Source organism: Primorskyibacter sp. S187A (genome assembly GCF_049800955.1).
Classification (GTDB): domain Bacteria; phylum Pseudomonadota; class Alphaproteobacteria; order Rhodobacterales; family Rhodobacteraceae; genus JAKVBH01.
This window is the reverse complement of sequence record NZ_JBNAGA010000002.1, coordinates 544,915-568,088: the sequence shown is the minus strand read 5'-3', so window position 1 is coordinate 568,088 and position 23,174 is coordinate 544,915. Positions and strand designations below refer to the sequence as shown.

Genomic DNA, 23,174 nt, shown 5'->3' with positions numbered 1-23,174 from the left:
TTGTGCTGACCTAAAAAACACAAACCCTCGTGAGAAGTCATGACTCTACGCCGCACTGCCGCATTTTTAGGTCCGATCCGGATATTAATATTCGCTTCCCTTTGATTTTATTCGGTTTATACAAAGGGCGCTTTTTACGAAGGTTTTATCGCCATGCCGCTCTTCGCCCTCATCCTCGTTGCAGTTGTGCAAGGGATCACCGAATTTCTTCCTGTGAGCTCCTCAGGGCACCTCATTTTGCTCCCGAATCTCACAGGGCAAGCGGATCAGGGGCAGGCGATAGATGTCGCCGTGCACGTCGGCACTTTGGGCGCTGTGATCCTCTATTTCTGGTCGGATGTGAAGATCGCGGCAGGCGGCACGATCCGGCTACTGAAAGGCAAGATTGACACGCAAGGCGCATTCCTCGCGCTGTGTCTCGCCATTGCGACCGTACCAGTGATCATTGCAGGCCTTATCCTCAAGCTGACCGGGCTGGATGACGCCATGCGCTCGGTGACGGTGATCGGCTGGACGATGCTCATTTTCGGGATCGTGCTCTACTGGGCGGACCAGACCGGCGACGAGGACAAAGTCACGGCGCAATGGTCCATGAAAGACGCTTTGGTGCTGGGCCTCTGGCAGGCTGTTGCACTTATTCCGGGAACGTCCCGCTCAGGCATCGTGATCACCGGCGCGCGCAAAGCAGGCTACAAACGCGAAGACGCCGCCCGCATCGCCATGCTGATGTCCATCCCCACGATCATCGCCTCCGGCGTCCTGCTCGGCGCGGAAGTGGTGGGTGATGCAGACTGGGCCCTACTGCGAGACGCCGCCATAGGCGCCGCGTTCGCCTTTTTGGCAGCCCTGCTGGCCCTGACCCTCATGATGCGCCTGCTCAAGTCCGTGAGCTTCACGCCATATGTGGTGTATCGAGTGGTGTTGGGGGTAGTTTTGATCTGGTGGGGATATTCCGCCTAACCCTGCAAAGACCGCACCCCAATCTCCCCCTCTGCCCGCGCCTGCATGGCCAACGCAGCAGCATGGCTGGCGGCCAGCGTCGTGAAGTAGGGGATTTTGTCGTAGAGAGCGACGGAGCGGATTTCGCGGCTGTCGGCAACGGCGGCTGCGCCTTCGGTCGTATTCATGACGACCGAAATCTCACCGTTTTTCAGCATATCAACCACGTTGGGACGGCCCTCATAGACCTTTTTGACCACGTCTGACGCAATGCCATGGTCGGCCAGGAACGCAGCCGTCCCCCGGGTCGCGACAATGCCGAAACCGAGATCACTCAGAATGCGGGCCGTGTCGATGAGTTGCTCGGTCTTGTCGTCTTCCTTGATCGACAGGAAGGCCTTACCGCCATCGGGCAGAACCATGCCAGCGCCCATTTGCGCCTTGAGGAAGGCGCGGGCAAAGTTGCTGTCCCAGCCCATGACCTCACCGGTGGAGCGCATCTCCGGGCCGAGGATCGTATCAACACCTGGGAAGCGGGCGAAGGGCAGGACGGCCTCCTTGACGGAGAACCAGGGCATGTTGGGATCGGCGAGCGTCATCGGATCCGAGCTGGCCGCCTGTTGTTCCGTCTGACGCGGGCGCTTGGGGAAATCGCTGAGCTTTTCGCCTGCCATGACGCGCGCCGCGATGCTCGCAATCGCGGAGTCGGTCGCCTTGGCCACGAAAGGCACGGTGCGCGAGGCGCGGGGGTTCACCTCGATCAGGTAGATCTCATCATCCTTGATCGCGAACTGGACATTCATCAGACCAACCACATGCAGCGCACGCGCCAGCGCGACGGCCTGGTCTTCGATACGCGCCAGCATCTCGTCCGAGAGTGAATAGGGCGGCAGCGAGCAGGCGCTGTCGCCCGAATGCACGCCGGCCTCCTCGATATGCTGCATGATGCCCGAAACATGCACGTCCGTCCCGTCGCAGAGCGCATCAACGTCCAGCTCCACCGCACCGGCAAGGTAGCTGTCCAGCAGCACGGGGCTGTCGCCGGAGACCACGACGGCCTCGGAAATGTAGCGCTCCAGCTGCGCCATATCGCGGACGATCTCCATCGCGCGGCCGCCCAGCACGTAAGACGGGCGGATCACCAGCGGGAAGCCGATCTCCTCGGCGATCTTGAGCGCCTCGGCATCGGTGCTCGCAATGCCGTTCTTGGGTTGCTTGAGGCCCAGCTGATTGACCAGCGCCTGAAAGCGCTCGCGGTCCTCGGCGAGATCGATGGCGTCAGGCGTGGTGCCGAGGATCGGGATGCCCTCGGCTTCCAGCGCATTGGCGAGCTTGAGCGGCGTCTGGCCGCCGAACTGGACGATCACACCGTGCAGCGTCCCGTTTTCCTGCTCCACACGCAGGATTTCCATGACGTGTTCGAAGGTCAGCGGCTCGAAATAGAGGCGGTCGGAGGTGTCGTAATCGGTCGAGACGGTCTCGGGGTTACAGTTGACCATGATCGTCTCATAGCCCGCGTCCGTCAGGGCGAAACAGGCGTGGCAACAGCAATAGTCAAACTCGATCCCCTGCCCGATCCGGTTGGGGCCGCCGCCAAGGATGACGACCTTTTTCTTGTCGCTGGGCCGCGCCTCGCATTCCGCCTCACCCATCATGGGATGCTCGTAGGTGGAATACATATACGGCGTTTGCGCTTCGAACTCGGCGGCGCAGGTATCGATGCGCTTGAAGCTGGCGGTCACGTTGAGAGTCGCCCGGCGCTTGCGCACGTCGCGCTCGGAAAAGCCCGTGAGCGCAGCGAGACGCGCATCGGTGAAACCCATCATCTTGAGATGGCGCATGCCTGTCTCATCGCTGGGCAGGCCATTTGCGCGGACCTCGGCCTCGGCATCGACGATTTCGCGGATGCGGGAGAGGAACCAGGGGTCAAACATCGTGACGCCGTGGATTTCGTCATCACTCAGCCCTTCGCGCATGGCCTGCGCGATGGTGCGCATCCGGTCGGGCGTCTGTTTGGAGATGGCCTTGATCACGGCGGATTTCTCCGGCGCGCCTTCGATCTCCACCTCGTCAAACCCGGTGAGCCCGGATTCCATGGAGGCGAGCGCTTTTTGAAGGCTTTCGTGGATCGTCCGGCCAATGGCCATGGCCTCGCCCACGGATTTCATCGCAGTCGTGAGGTGCGGCTCGGAGCCTGGGAATTTCTCGAAGGCGAATTTCGGGATCTTTGTGACGACATAATCAATGGTCGGCTCGAAGGAGGCCGGTGTGACCTTCGTGATGTCATTGTCCAGTTCATCAAGCGTGTAGCCGATCGCCAGCTTGGCTGCGATCTTGGCAATCGGGAAACCGGTCGCCTTGGACGCCAGCGCCGAGGAGCGCGACACGCGCGGGTTCATCTCGATCACGACCATGCGCCCGTCGGCGGGATTGACCGCCCATTGCACGTTTGAGCCGCCCGTCTCGACGCCAATCTCGCGCAGAACGGCAATCGAGCCGTTGCGCATGATCTGGTATTCCTTGTCGGTCAGCGTCAGCGCGGGCGCGACAGTGATCGAATCGCCTGTGTGCACCCCCATCGGGTCGACGTTTTCAATCGCACAGACGATGATCGCATTGTCCGCCTTGTCGCGCACAACCTCCATCTCGAATTCTTTCCAGCCCAGGAGCGATTCATCGACAAGGATCTGGTTCACGGGGCTGGCATCCATGCCCGAGCGGCAGAAATGGATGTAATCCTCGCGATTATAGGCCACGCCGCCGCCTGTCCCGCCGAGGGTGAAGGCCGGGCGGATAATCGCGGGCAAGCCGATCTCTTCGAGTTCTTCAAGCGCCATGTGCACGCCAGCTTCAAGATCGGCGGCACCATCGGCCTTTTTCGGGGCCGTGATGATTGTCGCTTTTGGATTTTCAAGCCCGATCCGGTCCATGGCCTCGCGAAAGAGCTTGCGATCCTCGGCCATTTCAATCGCGTCGCGCTTGGCCCCGATCATCTCGACGCCGAATGTCTCCAAGACACCCATCTCTTCCAGCGCGAGCGAGGTGTTGAGCCCGGTTTGCCCGCCCATGGTGGGCAAAAGCGCGTCGGGGCGCTCCTTCTCGATGATCTTGGCGACAACCTCGGGTGTGATCGGCTCAATGTAAGTGGCATCCGCCAGACCCGGATCGGTCATGATCGTCGCCGGGTTTGAGTTCACAAGGATGACCCGATAACCCTCCTCGCGCAGCGCCTTGCAGGCCTGAGCGCCGGAATAATCGAACTCGCAGGCCTGCCCAATGACAATGGGCCCCGCGCCGATGATCATGATGGACTGGATATCGGTGCGTTTGGGCATGAGGGGTCCTCGCGTCAGATGGGCAGCGTCGCGCAAATTGTCGGCGTTATACGCATCCCCCCGCCGCGCGCAAGGTGCACCGCGCGCGAAGTGTCATTTGATGTATGTCAATTAAAGATGACATACTAATGTGTAAACTTGACGCAACAGCAGGGAGTCGCGTCATGCGCATACTATTTGTTCATCCAAATTACCGCTCTGGCGGCGCCGAGATCGCCGGGACATGGCCGCCCGCTTGGGTCGCCTACCTCACGGGCCATCTGCGCAGCGCTGGATTTGATGATGTCGAGTTCATCGACGCCATGACGGACAATCTCGACGAAGACACGCTCAAGGCACGCATTGCCGAGCATCAGCCTGATGCCATCGGCGTAACAGCGATCACCCCATCCATCTATATGGCCGAGCGCGTTCTGGAGATTGCCAAGGAGGTTTGCCCCAAAGCCGTGCGGATCATGGGCGGCGTGCACGCAACCTTCATGTATAAACAAGTCCTCTCCGAGGCCCCCTGGATCGACGTCATTGTGCGCGGTGAGGGCGAAGAGATTTGCACCGAGCTGATGCTCGCCATTGAAGACGGCCGCTGGCCTGCGGATCGGCGCAAGATCAAGGGCCTCGCCTTCCGCGATGGGGATCAGATCGTGGCGACCCAAGCCGCCAGTACAGTGAAGGACCTCGATGCGATCAATCCCGATTGGTCCGTGCTCGAATGGTCCAAATACATCTACATCCCGCTCAACAAGCGCGTCGCGATCCCCAACATGGCGCGGGGCTGTCCCTTTACCTGTTCGTTCTGTTCGCAGTGGAAGTTCTGGCGCGATTACCGCGTGCGGGACCCCATCAAGGTCGTCGATGAGATCGAAACGCTGGTGAATGATCACGATGTCGGCTTCTTCATCCTCGCGGACGAGGAACCCACGATCAACCGCAAGAAGTTCATTGCGTTCTGCGAAGAGCTCATCAAACGCGACCTGCCTCGCCGCGTGCAATGGGGCATCAATACCCGCGTCACGGATATCTACCGCGACAAGGAGCTATTGAGCTTCTATCGCAAGGCAGGTCTTGTACACGTCTCGCTCGGCACAGAAGCCGCCGCCCAGCTCAAGCTCGACATCTTCAACAAGGAAACCAAGGTCGAGGAGAACAAGGAAGCCATCCGCCTGCTGCGCGAGGCCGATATCCTGACGGAGGCGCAGTTCATCGTTGGTCTCGACAATGAGACGCCCGAGACGCTGGAAGAAACCTACAAGATGGCCTGGGATTGGCAGCCGGATCTGGCCAATTGGTCGATGTATACGCCCTGGCCCTTCACGCCGCTCTTCCAGGAAATGCGCGATAAGGTCGAGATCTATGACTTCTCGAAATACAATTTCGTGACGCCGATCATGAAGCCGGCCGCGATGGAACGCGGTGAGCTGCTCGATGGGGTGATGAACAATTACCGGCGCTTCTACATGAAGAAGGCGCTCTTCCATTACCCATGGCGGGGCACGGGATATCGCAGGCGCTACCTGCTGGGCTGCCTCAAGGCCTTCCTCAAGGCGGGCGTGGGCCGGACCTTCTATGACCTCGGCAAGGCCGGGTATTGGGGGCCGCAGTCCAAAGGCAAGGTGGATTTCCACTTCGACGAGACCCGCGAGATCGCCGATGCGCAGATGGCCGATTGGGAAGCCAGCGCTGACCGCGCCGCCAAAGCCAAGGAACGCCGCGAGGCCGTCAAAGCCCAGATGAAGGACCGCGCACAGGACCGCAATCAGGCCAAGCAGGACGCGGCTGAGCGCGCCAAAACCTTCCGGATGCCAGACGACATGCAGGTCAAAGCCTGCGGCGGCGGCACCCAGCAAATGGAGGACGTCTGAGCGCATGGTCGCCACAGCCAGCGCGGGTCTGCGCCTGCCCGCGCGGGAAATACATCCTGCGCGCATCGGCCCCAATGCAATCTTGCAACTTGTGCCCGTGCTTGAAGAAACAGGCGGCGCGGCGCTGCGCGACCGGCTGTTGAAACAGGCTGGCATTGCAACATTGCCGACGGGCGAAGGCATGATCCCGCAAGAACCGGCCGCACGGCTGCATCAAGCCCTGCGCGAGGAATTGGGCCCACGCGCCGCTGATCTTGCCACCGAGGCGGGATCGCGCACGGCCGATTACATCCTCGCGCATCGGATCCCGCCAACAGCCCAGTCCCTTCTCAGGATGATGCCCCGCCCGCTCGCCGCACATGCCCTTGCCCGGGCTATCGGCAAACATGCCTGGACCTTTGCAGGCTCCGGCGCTTTTCGCGTGCGCGACCGTTGGCATTTCTCGCTTGCGCATAATCCAATTGTTGCCGGCGAGCGTTCCGATGCGCCCCTGTGTCACTGGCATGCGGCAGTCTTTGCGCGGCTCTATCAGCGCTTGGTCGACCCCAATGTGGTCTGTCGCGAGACGACCTGTTGTGCGATGGGAAGCCCTGCGTGCCGCTTCGAATTGCAGGCTTGAGGCCACGGCAGGTCTCAAGCGGCTTGACACCCACCCGGCTCTGAGGTGTTAGAGGGCGATCAAACGCCATCCGTGGAGCCGCGCCATGCACGCCTATCGCAGCCAAACCTGCGCCGAGTTGAACAAAGCCCATGTGGGCCAAACCGTCCGCCTGTCCGGCTGGGTGCATCGCGTGCGCGATCACGGCGGCGTGCTCTTCATCGATCTGCGCGATCACTACGGGATGACTCAGGTCCTGTGTGACCCCGATAGCCCGGTCTTTGCTGAGGTTGAGAAGGTGCGTTCGGAATGGTGCATTCGCATCGATGGCGAGGTGAAGGCCCGCGACGAGAGCCTGATCAACCCCAAGCTGCCCACCGGTGAGATCGAGGTCTTTATCCGCGACATGGAAGTGTTGGGCGCCGCCGATGAGCTGCCGCTGATGGTCTTCGGCGATCAGGAATACCCCGAAGAAACCCGCCTGCGCTATCGCTACCTCGACCTGCGCCGCGAGGTGATGCAACAGAACATGACCCTGCGCTCCGACGTGGTCGCCTCGATCCGCAAGCGTATGTGGGACCAGAACTTCCGCGAATACCAAACGCCGATCATCACGGCCTCGAGCCCCGAGGGCGCGCGGGACTTCCTCGTGCCGTCCCGCCTGCACCCCGGCAAGTTCTACGCCCTGCCGCAGGCGCCGCAGCAATTCAAACAGCTCATTATGGTCTCGGGCTTCGACAAGTATTTCCAGATCGCGCCGTGCTTCCGCGACGAGGACCCCCGCGCCGACCGCTCGCCCACGGATTTCTACCAGCTCGACATGGAAATGAGTTTCGTCACCCAGCAAGACGTGTTCGACACGATCTCGCCGGTGATCGCGGGCGTGTTCGAGGAGTTCGGCGGTGGCCGCAAGGTCGATGCGCCCGAGAGCTGGGAACAGATCTCCTACCGCGACGCGGCCCTTTGGTATGGCACCGACAAGCCCGACCTGCGCAACCCGATCAAGATGCAGGTCGTCTCCGAGCATTTCCGCGGCTCCGGCTTCGCGATCTTCGCCAAGCTGCTGGAGAACGAAGGCACCGAGATCCGCGCCATCCCCGCACCGGGGGGCGGCAGCCGCAAATTCTGCGACCGGATGAATGCTTTTGCCCAGAAAGAGGGTCTGCCCGGTATGGGCTATATCTTCTGGCGCGATCAGGGCAACGGCATGGAAGCCGCAGGGCCGCTGGCCAAGAACATCGGCCCGGAGCGCACGGAGGCCATCCGCCAACAGCTGGGCCTTGAGGTGGGCGACGCCGCCTTCTTCCTCGGCGGCAAGCCCAAGACGTTTGAGAGCGTGGCGGGCAAGGCGCGCAGCGTCATTGGCGATGAGCTTGGCCTGACCGACAAAGACCGCTTCGCCTTCGCCTGGATCGTCGATTTCCCGATCTACGAGGCCGATGAGGAAAGCGGCAAGATCGACTTCGAGCACAACCCCTTCTCCATGCCGCAAGGCGGGATGGAGGCGCTTGAGGGCGATCCGCTCAAGGTGCTGGGCTATCAATATGACCTCGCCTGCAACGGCTACGAGCTTGTCTCCGGCGCGATCCGGAACCACCGCCCCGAGATCATGTTCAAGGCGTTTGAGATCGCGGGCTATGGCCCCGATGAAGTGCGCAAGCGTTTCGGCGGTATGGTCAATGCGTTCCAATACGGCGCGCCCCCCCACGGCGGCTGTGCGGCGGGGATCGACCGGATCGTCATGCTGCTCGCCGATCAGCAAAACATCCGCGAGGTCATCATGTTCCCGATGAACCAACGCGCCGAGGATCTGATGATGAACGCGCCCTCAGAGCCGCTCCCGGAACAGCTCATGGAGCTGTCCCTGCGCGTCATTCCGCAGGACAGCTGAGCCGCACTCCGCGCAATTGACGGAATTTTGCATCGCCCCGCGCTCGGCAGAGTGGCGGGGCGATGCTATATAAGGGCTATGGTTTTGCAACGAGCCCCCTGACGTGACATTCGATCCGCATATCGCCGCCTGCCGCTTTGGCTGCGGCCTCTCGCCCAGCCTCGCGCCGCCCACCTCCGTGAACGCGATGTTGCTGCGCTTGCAAGGGCCGGACTTCATTGCGACGCGCTTTCCGATCGACAGTTTCCCCGAATTCCGCAAACGCATGATCGTCAATCAGGAGCTGCGCAAAAGCGCGCGCGGCATCCGCAATACGCCGGAAGGCCAGAAGATCATCAAGCAGACGCGGCGCAACAAGGGTCTGGCGCGGCGCGCCTCCGTGGGCTGGTTTCATATGCACCTCATGCGCCGCACCTGGACCGATGATGGCTTTCGCGAGCGCCTTGCGGGCTTCTGGGCGGATCATTTCACGACCCGCGGCCGCGCAGGGATCATCAAACGCGGCGCATCGCCCTACGTGGAAACGGCGATCCGCCCGCGCATGACCGGCCTGTTCGAGGATTTGCTGATTGCAGCGGTGACGCATCCGATGATGGTCGACTACCTCGATCAAACGCGCTCCATTGGGGAAAACAGCAAGGCCGCGATCCGCGCAAAAGAAAAAGGGATACGCAAGCGCTCCGGCATCAACGAAAACCTCGCCCGTGAAGTGTTGGAGTTGCATACGCTGGGCGTCACAGGGCCATTCACGCAGCGCGATGTGCGCGAATTGGCAGAACTCATGACAGGCCTGACGATGCGCGTCGAAAAGGGGCAGGTTTTTATCCGCAACTATGCCGAGCCGGGCCCCGAGACGGTCTTGGGGAAATCCTATGGCGGCGATCCGGCGGAGCTTGGCCATATCCATGACGTGCTGCGCGATCTGGCCCGCCATCCATCGACCGCGCGGCATCTGTGTCGGAAGCTGGCGGTGCATTTTGTGGGCGATACGCCCGATACCGCGCTCACGGACAGCATGGCGCAGACCTATGTCGCGACGAACGGGCATCTGTTGGAAGTCTACCGCACGATGCTCAGCCATCCGGCCGCTTGGGCACCCACGCCCCGGAACGTGAAACCGCCTTTTGACTTCATGTCCTCGGCCTTGCGCGCTTTGAGTGTGCCACCTGAGCCATTGGCAAAGCTCAAGGAAAAACACTCCCGGCGCATATTCCTGGACCCCTTGCACGCCATGGGACATCTTTGGGAAAAACCGGCCGGCCCCGACGGGCTTTATGAGGCAGATACGGACTGGATCACACCGCAGGCCTTGGCCATGCGCGTACAATGGGCGCTACAGGTTCCACAGCAACTGACCGACCTGCCGGACCCTCGTCAGTTTGTGGAGACCGCGCTCGGCGCGCGCGCGCCAGAAGCGGTCCGCTTTGCTGCACGGGCGTCAGAAAGTGTGCCGGATGCCATTGGTCTGATACTGATGTCGCCTGCGTTCCAAAGGGTTTAGGAGGCTTCCATGGCGCAACTCTCTCGTCGTGATCTTATGTTGCGCGCCAGTGCGTTGGGCTGCTCGATCGCGGCCAGCCCCCTTGTGACGCCGATCAGCTTTGCCGATGCACCTTGGGATAACAGGCTTGTTGTTATCGTCCTGCGCGGCGGCATGGATGGGTTGGATGTGGTGCGTCCGGTGGGAGATCCCTCTTTTGCGGCCTTGCGCCCCGATGCACGCGATGGTCTACCGCTTGATGGCTATTTCGAGCTGCACCCGGCGCTCGCGCCTGTCCTGCCGCTTTGGGAAGCTGGTGAGCTGGCCTTCGTGCATGCAACCTCCACGCCTTACCGCGATCACCGCAGCCACTTCGACGGTCAGGATCATCTTGAAGCCGGATTTGCGACGCCGGAGCTTGGTCAGGTGCGCGATGGATGGTTGAACCGGTTGCTTCAGACGCAAACGGGATTGCGCGGCGATGTTGCCTTTTCTGTGGGCCATGGAGAAACGCTCTTGCTGCGCGGTGCAGCGCCTGTCTCGAATTGGACGCCAGAGGTTGATCTGATGATGAGCGGGCCAACACTCCTGCTCGCGGAACGCATCATGCAGAACGATCCATTGTTCCAAGCAACATTCGAGGAAGCCGTTCAGATCGCGGGTTCCGATGGCGATGCGGTAATGCATGGCATGGCTGGTGCTGCGGACGTGACGGACATGGAAATGATGAACCCTGCGCCCAAAGGCACCAGCGCCGACAAGGCCAAGGCGCAATTCGTGGCCCAGCGTCTGACCGCTGATACGCGTATCGCTTCATTTTCCATGAACGGATGGGATTCGCATCGCGGCCAGGAGGCTCTCCTGTCCCGGTCGCTGGCGCGTCTGGCGGATGTTTTGAATGTGCTCCGCGCGGATCTCGGTCCGGTCTGGGCCAAGACCACGGTTCTGGCTCTAACAGAATTCGGTCGCACCGTCCGGCTGAACGGGTCTCGTGGAACAGACCATGGGACCGGCGGGCTTATGCTTTTGGCGGGCGGGACACTTGCCAAATCACAAGTTCTGGGGCGTTGGCCGGGTCTCTCCGAGGCGGACCTTTATCAACGGCGCGATCTGTTGCCCACCAGCGATGTCCGGGCCCACGCTGCCTGGGCCATCCGCCATTCCTTCGGTCTGGACCGCGACCTTCTTGAGCAAACTGTTTTTCCCAATCTCGATCTCTCGCACGATCTGGGGCTGTTTGCGTAGAAATCAGATGGCAATCGGCCGGGACAGTCGCGCTTGCACGAGACCGGCGATATGGGCGGCTTGGGAATAGGCGGGTTTTCCGTTCTCACGCAGGCCCGACAGCGTACGCGCGGCATCGTAGAGCGCCGTATCATCCGCGCTGCGCGCCACCCCGGCAAGAAATTGCGCAAGATAGTCCAGTGTACGCTCGTCCGTGTCACCGCCCAGCATATCAGCCGCCAAAGCCATATCATCCTGGTAAGCCATGGGATCGGGATCGATGCGATCAAGATCAGCCGGTCGCGGCCCCGCAAGTTGGCGCTCCTGTGGCAGAAGCGACATGATCGTCTTCTGGAAAAGCGACACTGAAGACACTGGTTTCGGCAAGAAACCATCGGCACCGGCGTCCATGGCAGCTGCCTCACCCGCATCATCGCCGCTGATCCCAAGGATCACGCTGATGCGCGGCGACGCTTCGGCCATTTCGGCAATTAGATCGGCGCCCGACCCATCCGGCAAACCCAGATCAATGATTGCAACCGAGGGCCGATACACCTGCAAGTGTCGCCGGGCCGACTTCAGGCAATCCGCACGGCGAATCCGCGCGCCACTGCGCAGGCACAAGAGCCGCATGGCTTCGCATGCGAAGCGGCTGTCTTCCACAACGAGTACCGTCAGACCCAACAAGGGGCGCGATGCACTCGGGGTTGGCGTCAAGTCAAGATCGTCAAGGCTGTCCATAGCACGTCCTCCGTTTTGACGAACGTGGCACAGCCATAGTTACCAAGCCTTTAATACAAATGCGTTTGCCTTGCCCTTTGTGCGCCGCGTGAGCATAACCACCGAAACAAAGGAGATTTCAGAATGATTGGACGCCTCAACCACGTCGCCATTGCAGTCCCGGACCTGGAAGCCGCGGCCGCGCAATATCGCAATGCACTTGGCGCCAAGGTTGGCGCGCCTCAAGATGAGCCTGATCACGGCGTGACCGTCATCTTCATCGAATTGCCCAACACCAAGATCGAACTGCTCTATCCGTTTGGCGACGACAGCCCGATCAATGGCTTTCTCGAAAAGAACCCGTCAGGCGGGATCCATCATGTCTGCTACGAAGTGGATGATATTATTGCCGCGCGGGACCACCTCAAGGAGACCGGTGCGCGCGTGCTGGGCACAGGAGAGCCCAAGATCGGCGCCCATGGCAAACCGGTGTTGTTCCTGCACCCGAAAGATTTCAATGGCTGCCTTGTGGAACTTGAGCAGGTCTAGACCTATCTAACGACGAGGCCACAGGGAGGACACGAACATGGGAATCACATCTGCACTCGTACTTTATGCGGTGTGTTGGTTCATGACCTTCTTGATCGTCATCCCTATTCGCATCCAGACCCAGGGCGATCTTGGTGAGATTGTCCCGGGCACCCATGCCGGCAGCCCCGAAGTTCACAATCTCAAGAAGAAAGCCTGGATCACCACAGGCATCGCCGCCGTCCTTTGGGCGATCCTCGCCTTTATCATCATCTTCGAGATCATCACTGTCCGGGACATTGACAGCTGGATGTTCAACCGGATGGGTTGAGCCGCAACGGGTTACGATCCCATCCGGTGATAAAGATGCGTGAAGGTGGCCGCGCCGATGATCGGAATGATCAGGTTTAACAGCGGAACCGAGAGCGGCATGGCCATCAAGATACCGGCCAGCCAGATACGCCCGATATGGCGGCGCCGCAAAACCTTGGCCTGCGCCCGCCCGACCCGGCGCATCGCCGCCAGCGTGTAATACTCTCGCCCAAGCAAGAACCCGTTCAGCCCCCAGAAGATAAACAGCGCAAATGGCGCGAAGAACACATAGAGGATCAACGCGAGCAGGTTGGCCCCGATCAGCACGCCAAGGAAATTAACCGTATCGCGCAAAGCATCGGAAAACGGGATGCTCTGAGCAGCAGGCAAATGGCGATAATGCCTGTCTTCCACCGCCTGCGCGACTTCTTCGAGAAACATCGATGTGATGGCTGACGCCACAGGCACCATCAGAAACACCGACAGGATCAACATCAGCAATACGGATGACCAGCTCACGAGGTCATCCAACCACTGTACTTCGCCGATCAAAGGCAAGGTGTTGCTCTCTGGGATAAGCCACTGGAGAAACATCAAAAACCCGGCGTAGGACACGACCAGCAGAGCAAATGTCAGACCGATGCCAAGAAACAGCACCTTGCGAAAACGCGGATCACCGATCTGCGCCAGCGCGGCAACAAAAGACGACCAGATCATTCCGAGACCCAGTCTGTGATCGCGTCCAGATCAGGGCGCGGGCGCTCTGGGGGGGCGGCCCGTTCTGTTCCAATGTGGATGATACCAGCAATGCGTTCGCCCGGCTTGGTGCCAAACATCTCCGGTGCATCGTGGCTGGGCCAGCCGGAGAGCCAGTTTGCGCCCCAGCCTGCCGCGAGCGCAGCATTTAGCAAGGACAGGCAAACCGCACCGGCCGAATAGGTCTGTTCGATGAGCGGAAACTTGTCGGTGGGTTTCGGCGCTTCGATCACGACGACGGCGAGAGGCGAGAGATCAAACGCCAGCGCAGCCTTCTCGATCTTCTCGGGATCGACGCCCCGGTCTGCCCCAATTGTACGAATGTCCTGCCCGATCCTGCGCAGCGCGCGCTCCTCAAGCACAACAAAGCGCCAGGGCTCCAGCTTGCCATGATCCGGCGTGCGGGCGGCAGCGGTCAGGATCTCGCGCAATGCATCGCGATCAGGTGCGGGCCCCTGCAGCGTCTTGGCGGGGCGGGACCGTCGCGTCAGCAGAAAATCGAGTGCGGCCTGGTTTCTTTCGGGCATGGTCTTCCTCGGGTCGTTTGCCTCTATGTCAGCGGTACAACCCGAGGTTTCAAGGGAAAGATGTAACGCGGATCAAGCACCGTAGGGCACCCAGATCGTTTTGATCTCCGTCGCGGCCTCCAGAAACGGGCGCATGTTCCCGGCAAACCAATCCTGCGCCTGACCATTGTTGACCCATGTGCGCTTCAGATTGCCTGCAGACGCGCGCTCGATCTCGGAGGACAGGTCCGTCGACGAGAACGTCCACATGGCATCGACATCAAGATGCTGCGCCATGGTCGGCGCAAGCTCACCATGTGCACCCGTCAGGATATTGACGACGCCAGCGGGAACATCGGACGTGTCCAATATCTGATAAAAATCCGTTGCGGCCAAAGGAAATGGCTCTGACGCGACGGCGATCATGCGGTTGCCCATGGCAATCGCGGGCGCGATGACACCGATCAAACCCAGCAGCGGATGACGGTCATCACACAGCGCACCGATTACCCCAATGGGCTCCCGCACAGCACAAGCCAGACCCCGCATCGGGACGTCTTTCACAGCCCCGTCAAACTTATCTGCCCAGGCAGCCGCAGAAAACAGAGCGCGGATACTGGCCTCCACCTCTGCTTTGCCCTGCTTCTTGCCCGTCAGCGCGTCGATCCGCGCGGCGAACTCCGCCCCACGCGCTTCAAGATTTTCCGCCATGTAGTACAGGATCTGCGCACGCAGATGCCCTGTCGTGCCAGACCACCCCGCCGCATTACGCGCCGCTTCTACGGCGTTGCGAACATCCTTGCGATTGGCGAGGCTGACATGCCCGATCGTTTTGCCGGACCGGGTTGCGACGGGGCGGGAATAGCCACCATCAGGCCGGGCCTGCTTGCCGCCGATATAGAGCTTGGATGTCCGGTCGAGCGACATTTCGCTGCCGTCAGCATAGGCGAAGGGGGTCACCGGCGTCAGCGCTTTTGTCTTGCCTGCCTCCCGCGTGTAGGCTTGCAAGCCCTCCCAACCGCCTTCGCGGCCAAACCCGCTTTCGCGCACACCGCCAAAGCCTGCAGCTGCATCAAACAGATTGGTCCCATTGACCCAGACAACACCGGCCACCAGTTTTGGCGCGATATCGAGCGCCACGTTGATATTCTCGCTCCAAACGGTCGCGGCGAGGCCGTAGCGCGTCTGATTGGCGACCTCGACGGCCTCGGCGGGCGTTCGGAAGGTCGTCGAGACGAGCACGGGGCCGAAGATCTCTTCCTGCATCAGATGATCCGCCGGATGCAGCCCGGTTATGAGCGTCGGCGGATAGAACAGACCTTGCGCAGGTAGCTCCACCTTGGCCTGATAGGTCTCGCCAGCGCTGTTGTCTTTGACCAGGCGGGTGATCGTGTCCAGCTGCGTTTGATCCACGATGGCGCCAATATCGATGCTCTTGTCGAGCGGATCACCCAGGCGCAGCTTATCCATCCGAGCGCGCAGCAAGTCGAGGAACGGCTCCGCGATGCTCTCCTGCAGGATCAATCGCGATCCTGCGCAGCACACCTGCCCTTGATTGAACCAGATAGCATCGACCAGCCCCTCGACGGCGGAATCGAGATCCGCGTCTTCAAAAACGATGTAGGGCGACTTGCCTCCCAACTCCAAAGTGAGCGCTTTGCCGCTGCCAGCGGTGGCTTCTCGAATGCGGCGCCCCACGGATGTTGAGCCGGTGAACGCGACCTTGTCGATGTCCGCGTGCGTCACGACAGCTTCCCCAACCCCTCCGTCGCCTGTGACGATATTGACAACGCCCTTGGGCAATCCAGCCTGGCGGCAGATATCGGCAAAGAGCAAAGCCGTCAGCGAGGTGTATTCAGCGGGTTTCAAAACGACTGTGTTGCCCGCGGCAAGCGCAGGCGCAACTTTCCAGGCCAGCATGAGAATCGGGAAATTCCAGGGGATCACCTGGCCACATACCCCATGCGCCACGCGCCCGGGCAATTCATCCTCCATCAGCTGGGCAAGGCCCGCGTGATAGTAGAAATGCCGCTGCGCGAGCGGGATATCGATGTCGCGGCTTTCGCGGATGGGCTTGCCGTTGTCCATGGTTTCGAGAACGGCAAAAAGGCGCGCGTGCTTCTGCATCAACCGCGCGATGGCGTAGAGATGGCGGGCGCGACCATGTCCGCCAAGCTTCTCCCAACGCGGTTGCGCCTTGCGGGCGGCGGCGACGGCGGCGTCGACATCCGCGCTCGTCGATTGCGTGATCTCGGCGAGGATCTCCCCCGTGCCCGGGTTGCGGCTGTGAAACGTCGTCCCGGCGGTTTGAAACGCACCATCGATGAACGGGCCAAAACGGCTCCCCTGATCTACAATCCACGCCAGCGCATCACCCGCCGCTTCCGGCGCTTTGCCGTACTCCATTGTCTCGAAAATATCCTTGATGCTCATCTTCGTATCCTCAACCCAGCGCGTGGCGATGTTTGGCGGAGTAGGCGCCTGTGACATGGTGCTCGAGCTGCCGCTCGATATCGCCCAGAAGCGATGACGCCCCGAAGCGGAAAAGATCCGGGCGCAGCCAGCGATCGCCAAGCTCTTCCTTCATCAAGGAGAGATAGACCAAGGCGTCCTTGGCTTTGGAAATCCCACCCGCTGGTTTGTAGCCTACGCGAAATCCTGTGCGCGCATGGTAGGCCCGTATGGCGCGGATCATCACGAGGCTGACCGGCAGCGTGGCGTTGACGCTCTCCTTGCCTGTCGATGTCTTGATGAAGTCCGCACCCGCCATCATGCACACGAGAGACGCCCGGGCGACGTTTTGCAACGTGCCCAGCTCGCCCGTCGCGAGGATGGCTTTGACATGCGCCTCGCCGCAGGCCTCTCGAAAGGCACGCATTTCATCGTAAAGCGCCTGCCATTGACCTCCGAGGACATGGCGACGCGAGATCACGATGTCGATTTCGGTTGCACCGGCGGCCACACTTTCGCGGATCTCCTGCACACGCAAATCAAAGGGCGACAGGCCAGCCGGAAAACCCGTACTGACCGCAGCAACAGGAATGCCGCTCCCTTGGAGTGCCTCCACGGCCGTGCCAATCATATCGTGGTAGACGCAGACAGCCCCTGTTGTCAGGTCTGGCAAACCGATGGCCTCCAGCACGTCGGCGCGCACGGGCTGGCGCGCTTTCGCACAAAGCCTGCGCACTCGGGGCGCTGTATCATCGCCTGAGAGCGTCGTCAGATCGATGCAGGAAATGGCGCGGGCCAGCCATGCCGCCTGATGCTCTTTCTTGATGCTCCTGCGGCCCGGCAATGTGGCGCAGCGGCGCTCAATCGCAGAGCGGTTGGCCCGCGCTGAGGCCACCCAGTCCAGATCAAGCGGCATGCCCGGGTTCCGGGGCTCTGTCACCTGCGGAAGATGGGCTGTGGAGAGTGTGTCCTGTCTGCTTTGCGTCACCATGGAAACCTCGTCATCCTAGACGCAACACCGTGCCATGGCGCTGCGGCGGGAACAATCCCTGCCGCGACAGCGCCCTGGTTCTTGCAAATAATTCTCAATTTCATTGACTTCTTGAGAATGGTTCTCATATTCATTTGGGAGTTGATGATGGAGATTTTGCAATGCTGTCACGTCGATCCTTTTTGGGCACATCCGCCGCCACCATTGCGGTCCCTCACGTTTCATTTGCCAGCGGCCAACTCGAAGTTGTTGCCACGACCGGCATGATCGCGGACACGGCCCGTCAAATTGGCGGCGATCTGGTCAACGTAACTGCGCTCATGGGGCCCGGCGTCGACCCGCACAGCTACCGCCAAACGCGTTCGGACATTGTTGCCATGTCGCGCGCAGATCTTGTCCTCTGGCATGGCCTGTATCTCGAGGCACAGCTTGAGGACTTCCTGCTGGACCTCGGGCGAAAGCGCTCCGTTGTCGCCGTGGGTGAGGCCGTTCCGCAAGATGAACTCATTTCACATGAGGACTATGACGGCCGCTTCGATCCACATGTCTGGATGGTTCCCCGGCTTTGGGTTCATGTGGCGGAAGCGATCCAAGCCACGCTGAGCGAGGCCGCGCCTGAGCATACCGACACATTTGCAACCAACGCCGACGCCTATCGCGCCGAATTGGCGCGCCTTGAGGAGTATGCTCAAAGCACCCTGCACATTGTTCCCGAAGCGTCCCGCGTCTTGGTCACAGCCCATGATGCGTTTGGCTATCTGGGCCGGGGATACGGATATGAGGTCATGGGCGTACAAGGCATCTCGACAGAGAGCGAAGCCGGCCTGGACCGGATCCGAACTTTGGTGAACACGCTTGTCGAGCGCGAAATTGGTGCTGTTTTTGTTGAGTCTTCAGTCTCGGATCGCAACATCCGCGCGCTCATCGAAGGCGCCGCCGCGCAGCGCCACGACGTCAAAATCGGTGGTGAGCTCTTCTCGGATGCCATGGGCACGCAAGGCAGCTACGAGGGCACCTATATCGGCATGATTGACCACAATGTAACGACCATCGCGCGCGCGTTGGGCGCAGCTGACGTGCCGATCGGCGGCATGAATGGAACGCTCGCGCATGCAGGTTGAACGCGCACAAAAAGCAGCGTCGCAAGACGCGACGGCCTCCGCGCTTCTGCCGCTGTCGATCCGCGGTCTGACCGTCACCTATGGCGAAAAACCTGCCGTCTTCTCGGTGGATCTTGATATCCAGCCGGCGCGCATGACAGCCATCGTCGGGCCCAATGGCGCGGGGAAGTCCACCCTGCTGAAAGCGGCGCTTGGCATTCTGACGCCTTTGTCCGGCCAAACGCTCTGCTTTGGCGCACCCGTCAAATCATCCTTGAACCGCATCGCTTACGTGCCCCAGCGCGCAAGCATCGACTGGGATTTCCCCGCGCGCGTGATCGACGTTGTCCTGATGGGCCTCTATCGCGAGCTGGGTCTGCTCCGCCGCATCCGCGACGGCCACCGCCAACGCGCCATGCATTGCTTGTCACGCGTGGGTATGGAGCAATTTGCCGACCGTCAGATCGGCCAGCTCTCCGGCGGCCAACAACAACGCGTGTTTCTGGCGCGCGCCCTTGCACAGGACGCAGCACTCTACCTGCTGGATGAACCCTTCGCAGGCGTCGATGCCGCAACCGAAAAGGCGATAATTTCCGTCTTGCGAGACCTGCGCGCCGAAGGGCGCAGTATCGTGGCCGTGCACCATGATCTGGCCACCGTGCAGAGCTACTTTGACGATGTGGTGCTGATCAACACACGAAAAATCGCAAGCGGCCCCGTGGCCCAGACCTTCACGCCGAAGCTGGTGCAGGAAACCTATGGCGGCAGGCTGCCCACGATGATCGAAAGCTGAGACGATGCTTCTGGAAGCGCTGACGCTTCAACTTGGGTACAATGCAACGCTGGTCGCCTTTGGCGCATCAACGCTTGGAATTGCCGCAGCCATCTGCGGGAGTTTTCTTTATCTGCGCAAACGTGCTCTCGTCAGCGATGCCATCAGTCATGCGACTTTGCCGGGCGTGGGCCTTGCCTTCATCGTGATGGTTGCCCTCGGTTTTGATGGCCGCTGGCTCCCGGGGCTTTTGGCAGGATCTGCTATCACCGCTGGCCTTGGCCTCTGGTGGCTCACATCCCTCACGCGCAACACGCGACTGACAGAAGACGCCGCAATCGGCGCGGTATTGTCCGTCTTCTTCGGGTTCGGCATCGTGCTCCTGACCGTCATCCAGTCCATGTCCTCGGGGCGACAAGCGGGGCTCGAAGATTTTCTGCTGGGCGCAACAGCCAGCATGCTGCGAAACGAAGCCTGGACGATTTTCATCGCGGGCGGGCTGGCACTTGCCGTCACCTTGCTGTTGCGTCGTGCCTTCCTGATGGTCTCCTTTGACCCCGGATTTGCGGAAGCGCGCGGCTTGCCAGTCGGACGCATTGATACCGCCCTTCTGGCACTGGTCCTGGCCGTCACGGTGATCGGTTTGAAAGTTGTGGGGCTAATCCTCATCGTGGCCTTGCTGATCATCCCTCCCGCTGCCGCGCGCTTCTGGTCGGAACGGACTGACGTGATCATCGCCGTTGCAGGGGCCATCGGAGGTCTGAGCGGGTTTCTCGGATCTGCACTGAGTGCCGCATACCCCAATGTCCCGACAGGCCCTGTTATCGTGATCGTGGCCTTCGCAGCCTTTGCCATCTCCTTCCTGCTCGCCCCTGAACGCGGCGTCCTCGCGGGCCTGCGGCGACATCGCGATTTCCAGACGCGAGTGCACTTGCGTCAGGGTTTGATTGCCATCGCGCAGGGTCAGGACGTTCTGGAAGCCAGAACACGGCATTTGCTGCGGCGGAAAGGCTACATGCGGCGCGATGGTGTCGTGACAGACGCGGGCGAACGCGCGGCGCGCGCCACAGCGCAAGACGAAGCGCGCTGGCGCATCTGGCGCAACGAACAAGCACAGGCTGGCATCTTGGTCACCCAACATGCCATCGACTTTATCGAGACCCATCTGACACCCGATGAAATTGACGCACTTGATACGCGCAGTGGCCTGCGAGGTGTGACCTGATGGGATTTGAGTTTGTCGCCCTGTCCCTGCCGCCGCTCGTGATTGGCGTGCTCGCCGCGATGGCCTGCGCCCTTCCGGGAAATTTCCTAATTCTGCGTCGTCAGGCATTGATAGGTGATGCGATCAGCCATGTGGTTCTTCCAGGCATTGTCGCCGCCTTTCTCGTCACTGGCACGATCACGTCCATGGCCATGCTCACAGGTGCTGCAGGCGCTGCAATTGTCTCCGTAATCCTGATCGAAGTGATCCGGCGTGTGGGCCGGATCGAAGCGGGCGCCGCCATGGGCGTTGTTTTTACAGCCATGTTTGCGGCCGGTGTTCTGCTCCTGGAACTCAGTGACACGAGCGGCGTTCACCTCGACGTTGAACACGCGCTCTATGGCAATCTTGAAAGTCTGATCTGGCTGGATGCGACAGGCTGGACCTCCTTGCTGGACCCCCAAGCTCTGGCGGCGCTTCCCCCCGAACTTCCGCGCCTTGCTCTCACGCTCGCAGCCCTCAGCATTTTGCTATGGGTGTTTTGGCGCCCACTTGTCGCGTCAACCTTTGACGCCGGGTTCGCGCGTAGCCTGTCCATTCCCGTTTGGGCCTACGATTTCGGGCTGGTGGTCATCTCCGCGCTGGCAGCCGTTGCTGCGTTTGACGCTGTGGGGTCGATCATCGTGATCGCCATGTTCATTTGCCCACCAGCAGCGGCGCGATTGACCACGCAAACCTTGCGCGGGCAAGTCATCATGAGCCTCATGTTTGCCGCTCTTTCGGCCATCATAGGATATGTTCTGGCGGGCTATGGGCCGAGTTGGTTCGGCTTCTCAGCGACGATCAGCGCCGCTGGCATGATCGCGACAATCTCTGGCGTGATCCTCGCCATTACTGCCATGGCAGGCGCGCATCGCAAACCGGTTGGCCAATCCGCCTAGCGGACCCAGACTTCCACGCGCCGGTTCACACCGCGCCCCCAAGGCGTGTCATCGCACGCCATGGGAAGCGCTTCGCCATAGGCTTCGCTTGAAAGCGTCAGCCGATCAAAGTCAGCGGCTTCTGCCGCGGCGACAACAGCTGATTTGACCGCTTCTGCGCGGCGCGCGGCAATGGTCTGGTTGATCTGCGCAGGCCCTTGCCCGTCCGAGAACCCGACAAAAAGGATGTCACGCGCATCATACTGCCCCGTCTCCAAAGCGCGCGCAAATTGCTGCACATTTGAGCGCGATTGCGCGTCGAGACGCGCAGAGCCCGCTTCAAACCGGAACGACGTACTGAGCCGGGCCCGCGGGCGCAAATCGGCAACCATTTGCTGAAGCTCCGTCAGGGGCAGTTCTTCTCCGGCAACGGCAATGGCGTTGGCAAACCGGTTGCCTTGCTGATCCAGCGGGATTTCCTCTGGGGCCTGATCGACGAATCCAGCGCGGCGGATCACGATTTGCGCCGGCGCTGTGCGCGTATAGACCAGAAACTCCCGGGCAAGCTGCGGCAACCGGCGCATGGGCAAATACAGAAAAAGGGGGGCCGTCAGAGGGTAATCCTCGGTTTTGATGCTGCGGCGGGATGCGCGCAGTTCGAAACCACAGCTGCCCCGAAGCATAATCGGCATCGCATTCCCGATCGCAGAATATGTCGACACACCAATTCCCAAGAAATCCCGCGAGACCGCGGCTGCGACGCTTGAGGGGCTATCATGCCTCAGAATATCCTCGGAAAGTGCGCGTCTGGCTGGACGCATGAGCTTGTCTTCTATTGCCTGAGCAAAGCCTGTGGCACCGGCGGGCAGATGCAATTCGATTGGCGCATCCGGGCCACCAAGCTCAGACCAATTGTCAATCTCGCCTGCAAAGATCCGTGAAAGCTGATCGGTGGAAAGCGCCCGGACGGGATGTCCGGGTGCGACAACAGCCACCAGCCCGTCAAGCGCGACAACGCGGCTCCGATTCACGTCCTGCAAATCGCCAAACCCGGCTGTTTTTGCCCGGCGGCTTTCCTCGCTCCTGACCTCCCGGGTGGCCATGACCATATCGGATTCGTCGGCGAGAAGATCGGCAAAGCCCTCTTCGGTGTTGGTGCTGTGAAACTCGAACAAACCCACGACGCGCGTCTCGTCCGCGATCTCGTAGGTGTAGCGCGTTTCATCTTGGGGCACTTTCGTCGCGCGCAGTCCGTTGCGCGCAGCGAAGGCCTGGATCAGCGCAGGCATCAGCACATCGCCCATAGACGCCGCTCCTGATATGCGCAGCCGAGCGACAAAATCATCCAGATTGGGACAGCCCGGCCCGTCGCATAACACCCCTGAGGCGTCCAATGTCAGCTCGCCATAGACTGTGCTGACGCGATAAAACTCGCCATCGAACCCCAGCAGCGTTCCCTCAACCTCAATCGAGCCATCACGCGACGTAAAGGCGACGTCCTGCGCCAGCGCAGACGTGAAAGAGAAGGCCAGAAAGACAAGTGCGGCGGAAATCGCCGCACGTCCGAAAGTCATGATGGAACGTGATC

The 23,174-nt window shown here is 60.8% G+C and carries 19 protein-coding genes; 12 read left to right on the top strand and 7 right to left on the bottom strand.

What is annotated here, in order from left to right:
- The first annotated feature begins 153 nt into the window (after positions 1 to 153).
- On the top strand, positions 154 to 960 hold the full coding sequence (locus tag ACP15S_RS13700) for an undecaprenyl-diphosphate phosphatase (protein WP_425040198.1): 807 nt from the start codon (positions 154 to 156) through the stop codon (positions 958 to 960).
- On the opposite strand, the gene carB is transcribed toward ACP15S_RS13700, so the two are convergent.
- A complete protein-coding gene (gene carB / locus ACP15S_RS13695; protein ID WP_425040197.1) occupies positions 957 to 4,274 on the bottom strand; it encodes a carbamoyl-phosphate synthase large subunit in 3,318 nt (1,105 codons plus the stop codon). The genes ACP15S_RS13700 and carB overlap by 4 nt on opposite strands.
- A 164-nt stretch (positions 4,275 to 4,438) precedes the next feature.
- On the opposite strand from carB, the gene bchE reads away from it, so the two are divergent.
- The 5 genes from bchE to ACP15S_RS13670 all read left to right on the top strand — a co-directional run bounded on the left by bchE (position 4,439) and on the right by ACP15S_RS13670 (position 11,347).
- Positions 4,439 to 6,133 carry a magnesium-protoporphyrin IX monomethyl ester anaerobic oxidative cyclase gene (bchE, locus tag ACP15S_RS13690; RefSeq protein WP_425040196.1) on the top strand — a complete coding sequence of 565 codons (1,695 nt, stop codon included), beginning with the start codon at positions 4,439 to 4,441 and terminating at the stop codon, positions 6,131 to 6,133.
- A gap of 4 nt (positions 6,134 to 6,137) precedes the next feature.
- Positions 6,138 to 6,752 carry a bacteriochlorophyll 4-vinyl reductase gene (gene bchJ / locus ACP15S_RS13685; RefSeq protein ID WP_425040195.1) on the top strand — a complete coding sequence of 205 codons (615 nt, stop codon included), beginning with the start codon at positions 6,138 to 6,140 and terminating at the stop codon, positions 6,750 to 6,752.
- 85 nt (positions 6,753 to 6,837) lie between these two features.
- Complete coding sequence (aspS, locus tag ACP15S_RS13680) at positions 6,838 to 8,622, top strand: aspartate--tRNA ligase (RefSeq protein WP_425040194.1); 1,785 nt, start codon at positions 6,838 to 6,840, stop codon at positions 8,620 to 8,622.
- A 103-nt stretch (positions 8,623 to 8,725) separates the two neighbouring features.
- Positions 8,726 to 10,123, top strand: a complete 1,398-nt coding sequence (locus ACP15S_RS13675) for a DUF1800 domain-containing protein (protein ID WP_425040193.1) — start codon at positions 8,726 to 8,728, stop codon at positions 10,121 to 10,123.
- Positions 10,124 to 10,132: 9 nt separating this feature from the next.
- The gene (locus ACP15S_RS13670; protein WP_425040192.1) at positions 10,133 to 11,347 is read left to right on the top strand and encodes a DUF1501 domain-containing protein; all 1,215 of its coding nucleotides are present in this window, start codon (positions 10,133 to 10,135) and stop codon (positions 11,345 to 11,347) included.
- A 3-nt stretch (positions 11,348 to 11,350) separates the two neighbouring features.
- Here ACP15S_RS13670 and ACP15S_RS13665 read toward each other — a convergent pair whose 3' ends face one another.
- The gene (locus tag ACP15S_RS13665; RefSeq protein ID WP_425040191.1) at positions 11,351 to 12,067 is read right to left on the bottom strand and encodes a response regulator; all 717 of its coding nucleotides are present in this window, start codon (positions 12,065 to 12,067) and stop codon (positions 11,351 to 11,353) included.
- A gap of 123 nt (positions 12,068 to 12,190) precedes the next feature.
- Here ACP15S_RS13665 and mce point away from each other — a divergent pair, with 123 nt between their 5' ends.
- On the top strand, positions 12,191 to 12,595 hold the full coding sequence (gene mce / locus ACP15S_RS13660) for a methylmalonyl-CoA epimerase (RefSeq protein WP_425040190.1): 405 nt from the start codon (positions 12,191 to 12,193) through the stop codon (positions 12,593 to 12,595).
- Positions 12,596 to 12,632: 37 nt separating this feature from the next.
- On the top strand, positions 12,633 to 12,905 hold the full coding sequence (locus ACP15S_RS13655; RefSeq protein WP_425040189.1) for a DUF1467 family protein: 273 nt from the start codon (positions 12,633 to 12,635) through the stop codon (positions 12,903 to 12,905).
- Between the two features lie 11 nt (positions 12,906 to 12,916).
- Here ACP15S_RS13655 and ACP15S_RS13650 read toward each other — a convergent pair whose 3' ends face one another.
- The 4 genes from ACP15S_RS13650 to deoC all read right to left on the bottom strand — a co-directional run bounded on the left by ACP15S_RS13650 (position 12,917) and on the right by deoC (position 17,590).
- The gene (locus tag ACP15S_RS13650) at positions 12,917 to 13,603 is read right to left on the bottom strand and encodes an EI24 domain-containing protein (protein ID WP_425040188.1); all 687 of its coding nucleotides are present in this window, start codon (positions 13,601 to 13,603) and stop codon (positions 12,917 to 12,919) included.
- Positions 13,600 to 14,169: a nitroreductase family protein gene (locus ACP15S_RS13645; protein ID WP_425040187.1), complete on the bottom strand. Its 570-nt coding sequence runs from the start codon at positions 14,167 to 14,169 to the stop codon at positions 13,600 to 13,602. The genes ACP15S_RS13650 and ACP15S_RS13645 overlap by 4 nt, the downstream gene beginning before the upstream one ends.
- A 72-nt stretch (positions 14,170 to 14,241) precedes the next feature.
- Entirely contained in the window at positions 14,242 to 16,581 is a 2,340-nt protein-coding gene (locus tag ACP15S_RS13640; RefSeq protein ID WP_425040186.1) for an aldehyde dehydrogenase family protein, read from the bottom strand.
- Positions 16,582 to 16,591: 10 nt separating this feature from the next.
- Positions 16,592 to 17,590, bottom strand: coding sequence for a deoxyribose-phosphate aldolase (gene deoC / locus ACP15S_RS13635; RefSeq protein ID WP_425040185.1), 999 nt, complete (start codon positions 17,588 to 17,590; stop codon positions 16,592 to 16,594).
- Between the two features lie 161 nt (positions 17,591 to 17,751).
- Between deoC and ACP15S_RS13630 the strand changes: the two genes are divergently transcribed.
- Genes ACP15S_RS13630 through ACP15S_RS13615 form a run of 4 tightly spaced genes read left to right on the top strand, consistent with a single transcriptional unit; the run spans position 17,752 to position 21,607 of the window.
- A complete protein-coding gene (locus ACP15S_RS13630) occupies positions 17,752 to 18,711 on the top strand; it encodes a metal ABC transporter solute-binding protein, Zn/Mn family (RefSeq protein ID WP_425040184.1) in 960 nt (319 codons plus the stop codon).
- Positions 18,701 to 19,483, top strand: a complete 783-nt coding sequence (locus ACP15S_RS13625; RefSeq protein WP_425040907.1) for a metal ABC transporter ATP-binding protein — start codon at positions 18,701 to 18,703, stop codon at positions 19,481 to 19,483. Before ACP15S_RS13630 ends, ACP15S_RS13625 begins: the two co-directional genes overlap by 11 nt.
- A 4-nt stretch (positions 19,484 to 19,487) precedes the next feature.
- Positions 19,488 to 20,687, top strand: a complete 1,200-nt coding sequence (locus ACP15S_RS13620; protein ID WP_425040183.1) for a metal ABC transporter permease — start codon at positions 19,488 to 19,490, stop codon at positions 20,685 to 20,687.
- A complete protein-coding gene (locus ACP15S_RS13615) occupies positions 20,687 to 21,607 on the top strand; it encodes a metal ABC transporter permease (protein ID WP_425040182.1) in 921 nt (306 codons plus the stop codon). The genes ACP15S_RS13620 and ACP15S_RS13615 overlap by 1 nt, the downstream gene beginning before the upstream one ends.
- Here ACP15S_RS13615 and ACP15S_RS13610 read toward each other — a convergent pair.
- Positions 21,604 to 23,160, bottom strand: coding sequence for a substrate-binding domain-containing protein (locus ACP15S_RS13610; protein WP_425040181.1), 1,557 nt, complete (start codon positions 23,158 to 23,160; stop codon positions 21,604 to 21,606). The genes ACP15S_RS13615 and ACP15S_RS13610 overlap by 4 nt on opposite strands.
- Between the last annotated feature and the right edge of the window lie 14 nt (positions 23,161 to 23,174).

What these genes read in the sequence shown, in the direction of transcription:
- ACP15S_RS13700 (WP_425040198.1), top strand. Translation starts at nt 154, where the DNA reads ATGCCGCTCTTCGCCCTCATCCTCGTTGCAGTTGTGCAAGGGATCACC.
- carB (WP_425040197.1), bottom strand. Translation starts at nt 4,274, where the DNA reads ATGCCCAAACGCACCGATATCCAGTCCATCATGATCATCGGCGCGGGG.
- bchE (WP_425040196.1), top strand. Translation starts at nt 4,439, where the DNA reads ATGCGCATACTATTTGTTCATCCAAATTACCGCTCTGGCGGCGCCGAG.
- bchJ (WP_425040195.1), top strand. Translation starts at nt 6,138, where the DNA reads ATGGTCGCCACAGCCAGCGCGGGTCTGCGCCTGCCCGCGCGGGAAATA.
- aspS (WP_425040194.1), top strand. Translation starts at nt 6,838, where the DNA reads ATGCACGCCTATCGCAGCCAAACCTGCGCCGAGTTGAACAAAGCCCAT.
- ACP15S_RS13670 (WP_425040192.1), top strand. Translation starts at nt 10,133, where the DNA reads ATGGCGCAACTCTCTCGTCGTGATCTTATGTTGCGCGCCAGTGCGTTG.
- ACP15S_RS13665 (WP_425040191.1), bottom strand. Translation starts at nt 12,067, where the DNA reads ATGGACAGCCTTGACGATCTTGACTTGACGCCAACCCCGAGTGCATCG.
- mce (WP_425040190.1), top strand. Translation starts at nt 12,191, where the DNA reads ATGATTGGACGCCTCAACCACGTCGCCATTGCAGTCCCGGACCTGGAA.
- ACP15S_RS13655 (WP_425040189.1), top strand. Translation starts at nt 12,633, where the DNA reads ATGGGAATCACATCTGCACTCGTACTTTATGCGGTGTGTTGGTTCATG.
- ACP15S_RS13650 (WP_425040188.1), bottom strand. Translation starts at nt 13,603, where the DNA reads ATGATCTGGTCGTCTTTTGTTGCCGCGCTGGCGCAGATCGGTGATCCG.
- ACP15S_RS13645 (WP_425040187.1), bottom strand. Translation starts at nt 14,169, where the DNA reads ATGCCCGAAAGAAACCAGGCCGCACTCGATTTTCTGCTGACGCGACGG.
- ACP15S_RS13640 (WP_425040186.1), bottom strand. Translation starts at nt 16,581, where the DNA reads ATGAGCATCAAGGATATTTTCGAGACAATGGAGTACGGCAAAGCGCCG.
- deoC (WP_425040185.1), bottom strand. Translation starts at nt 17,590, where the DNA reads ATGGTGACGCAAAGCAGACAGGACACACTCTCCACAGCCCATCTTCCG.
- ACP15S_RS13630 (WP_425040184.1), top strand. Translation starts at nt 17,752, where the DNA reads ATGCTGTCACGTCGATCCTTTTTGGGCACATCCGCCGCCACCATTGCG.
- ACP15S_RS13625 (WP_425040907.1), top strand. Translation starts at nt 18,701, where the DNA reads ATGCAGGTTGAACGCGCACAAAAAGCAGCGTCGCAAGACGCGACGGCC.
- ACP15S_RS13620 (WP_425040183.1), top strand. Translation starts at nt 19,488, where the DNA reads ATGCTTCTGGAAGCGCTGACGCTTCAACTTGGGTACAATGCAACGCTG.
- ACP15S_RS13615 (WP_425040182.1), top strand. Translation starts at nt 20,687, where the DNA reads ATGGGATTTGAGTTTGTCGCCCTGTCCCTGCCGCCGCTCGTGATTGGC.
- ACP15S_RS13610 (WP_425040181.1), bottom strand. Translation starts at nt 23,160, where the DNA reads ATGACTTTCGGACGTGCGGCGATTTCCGCCGCACTTGTCTTTCTGGCC.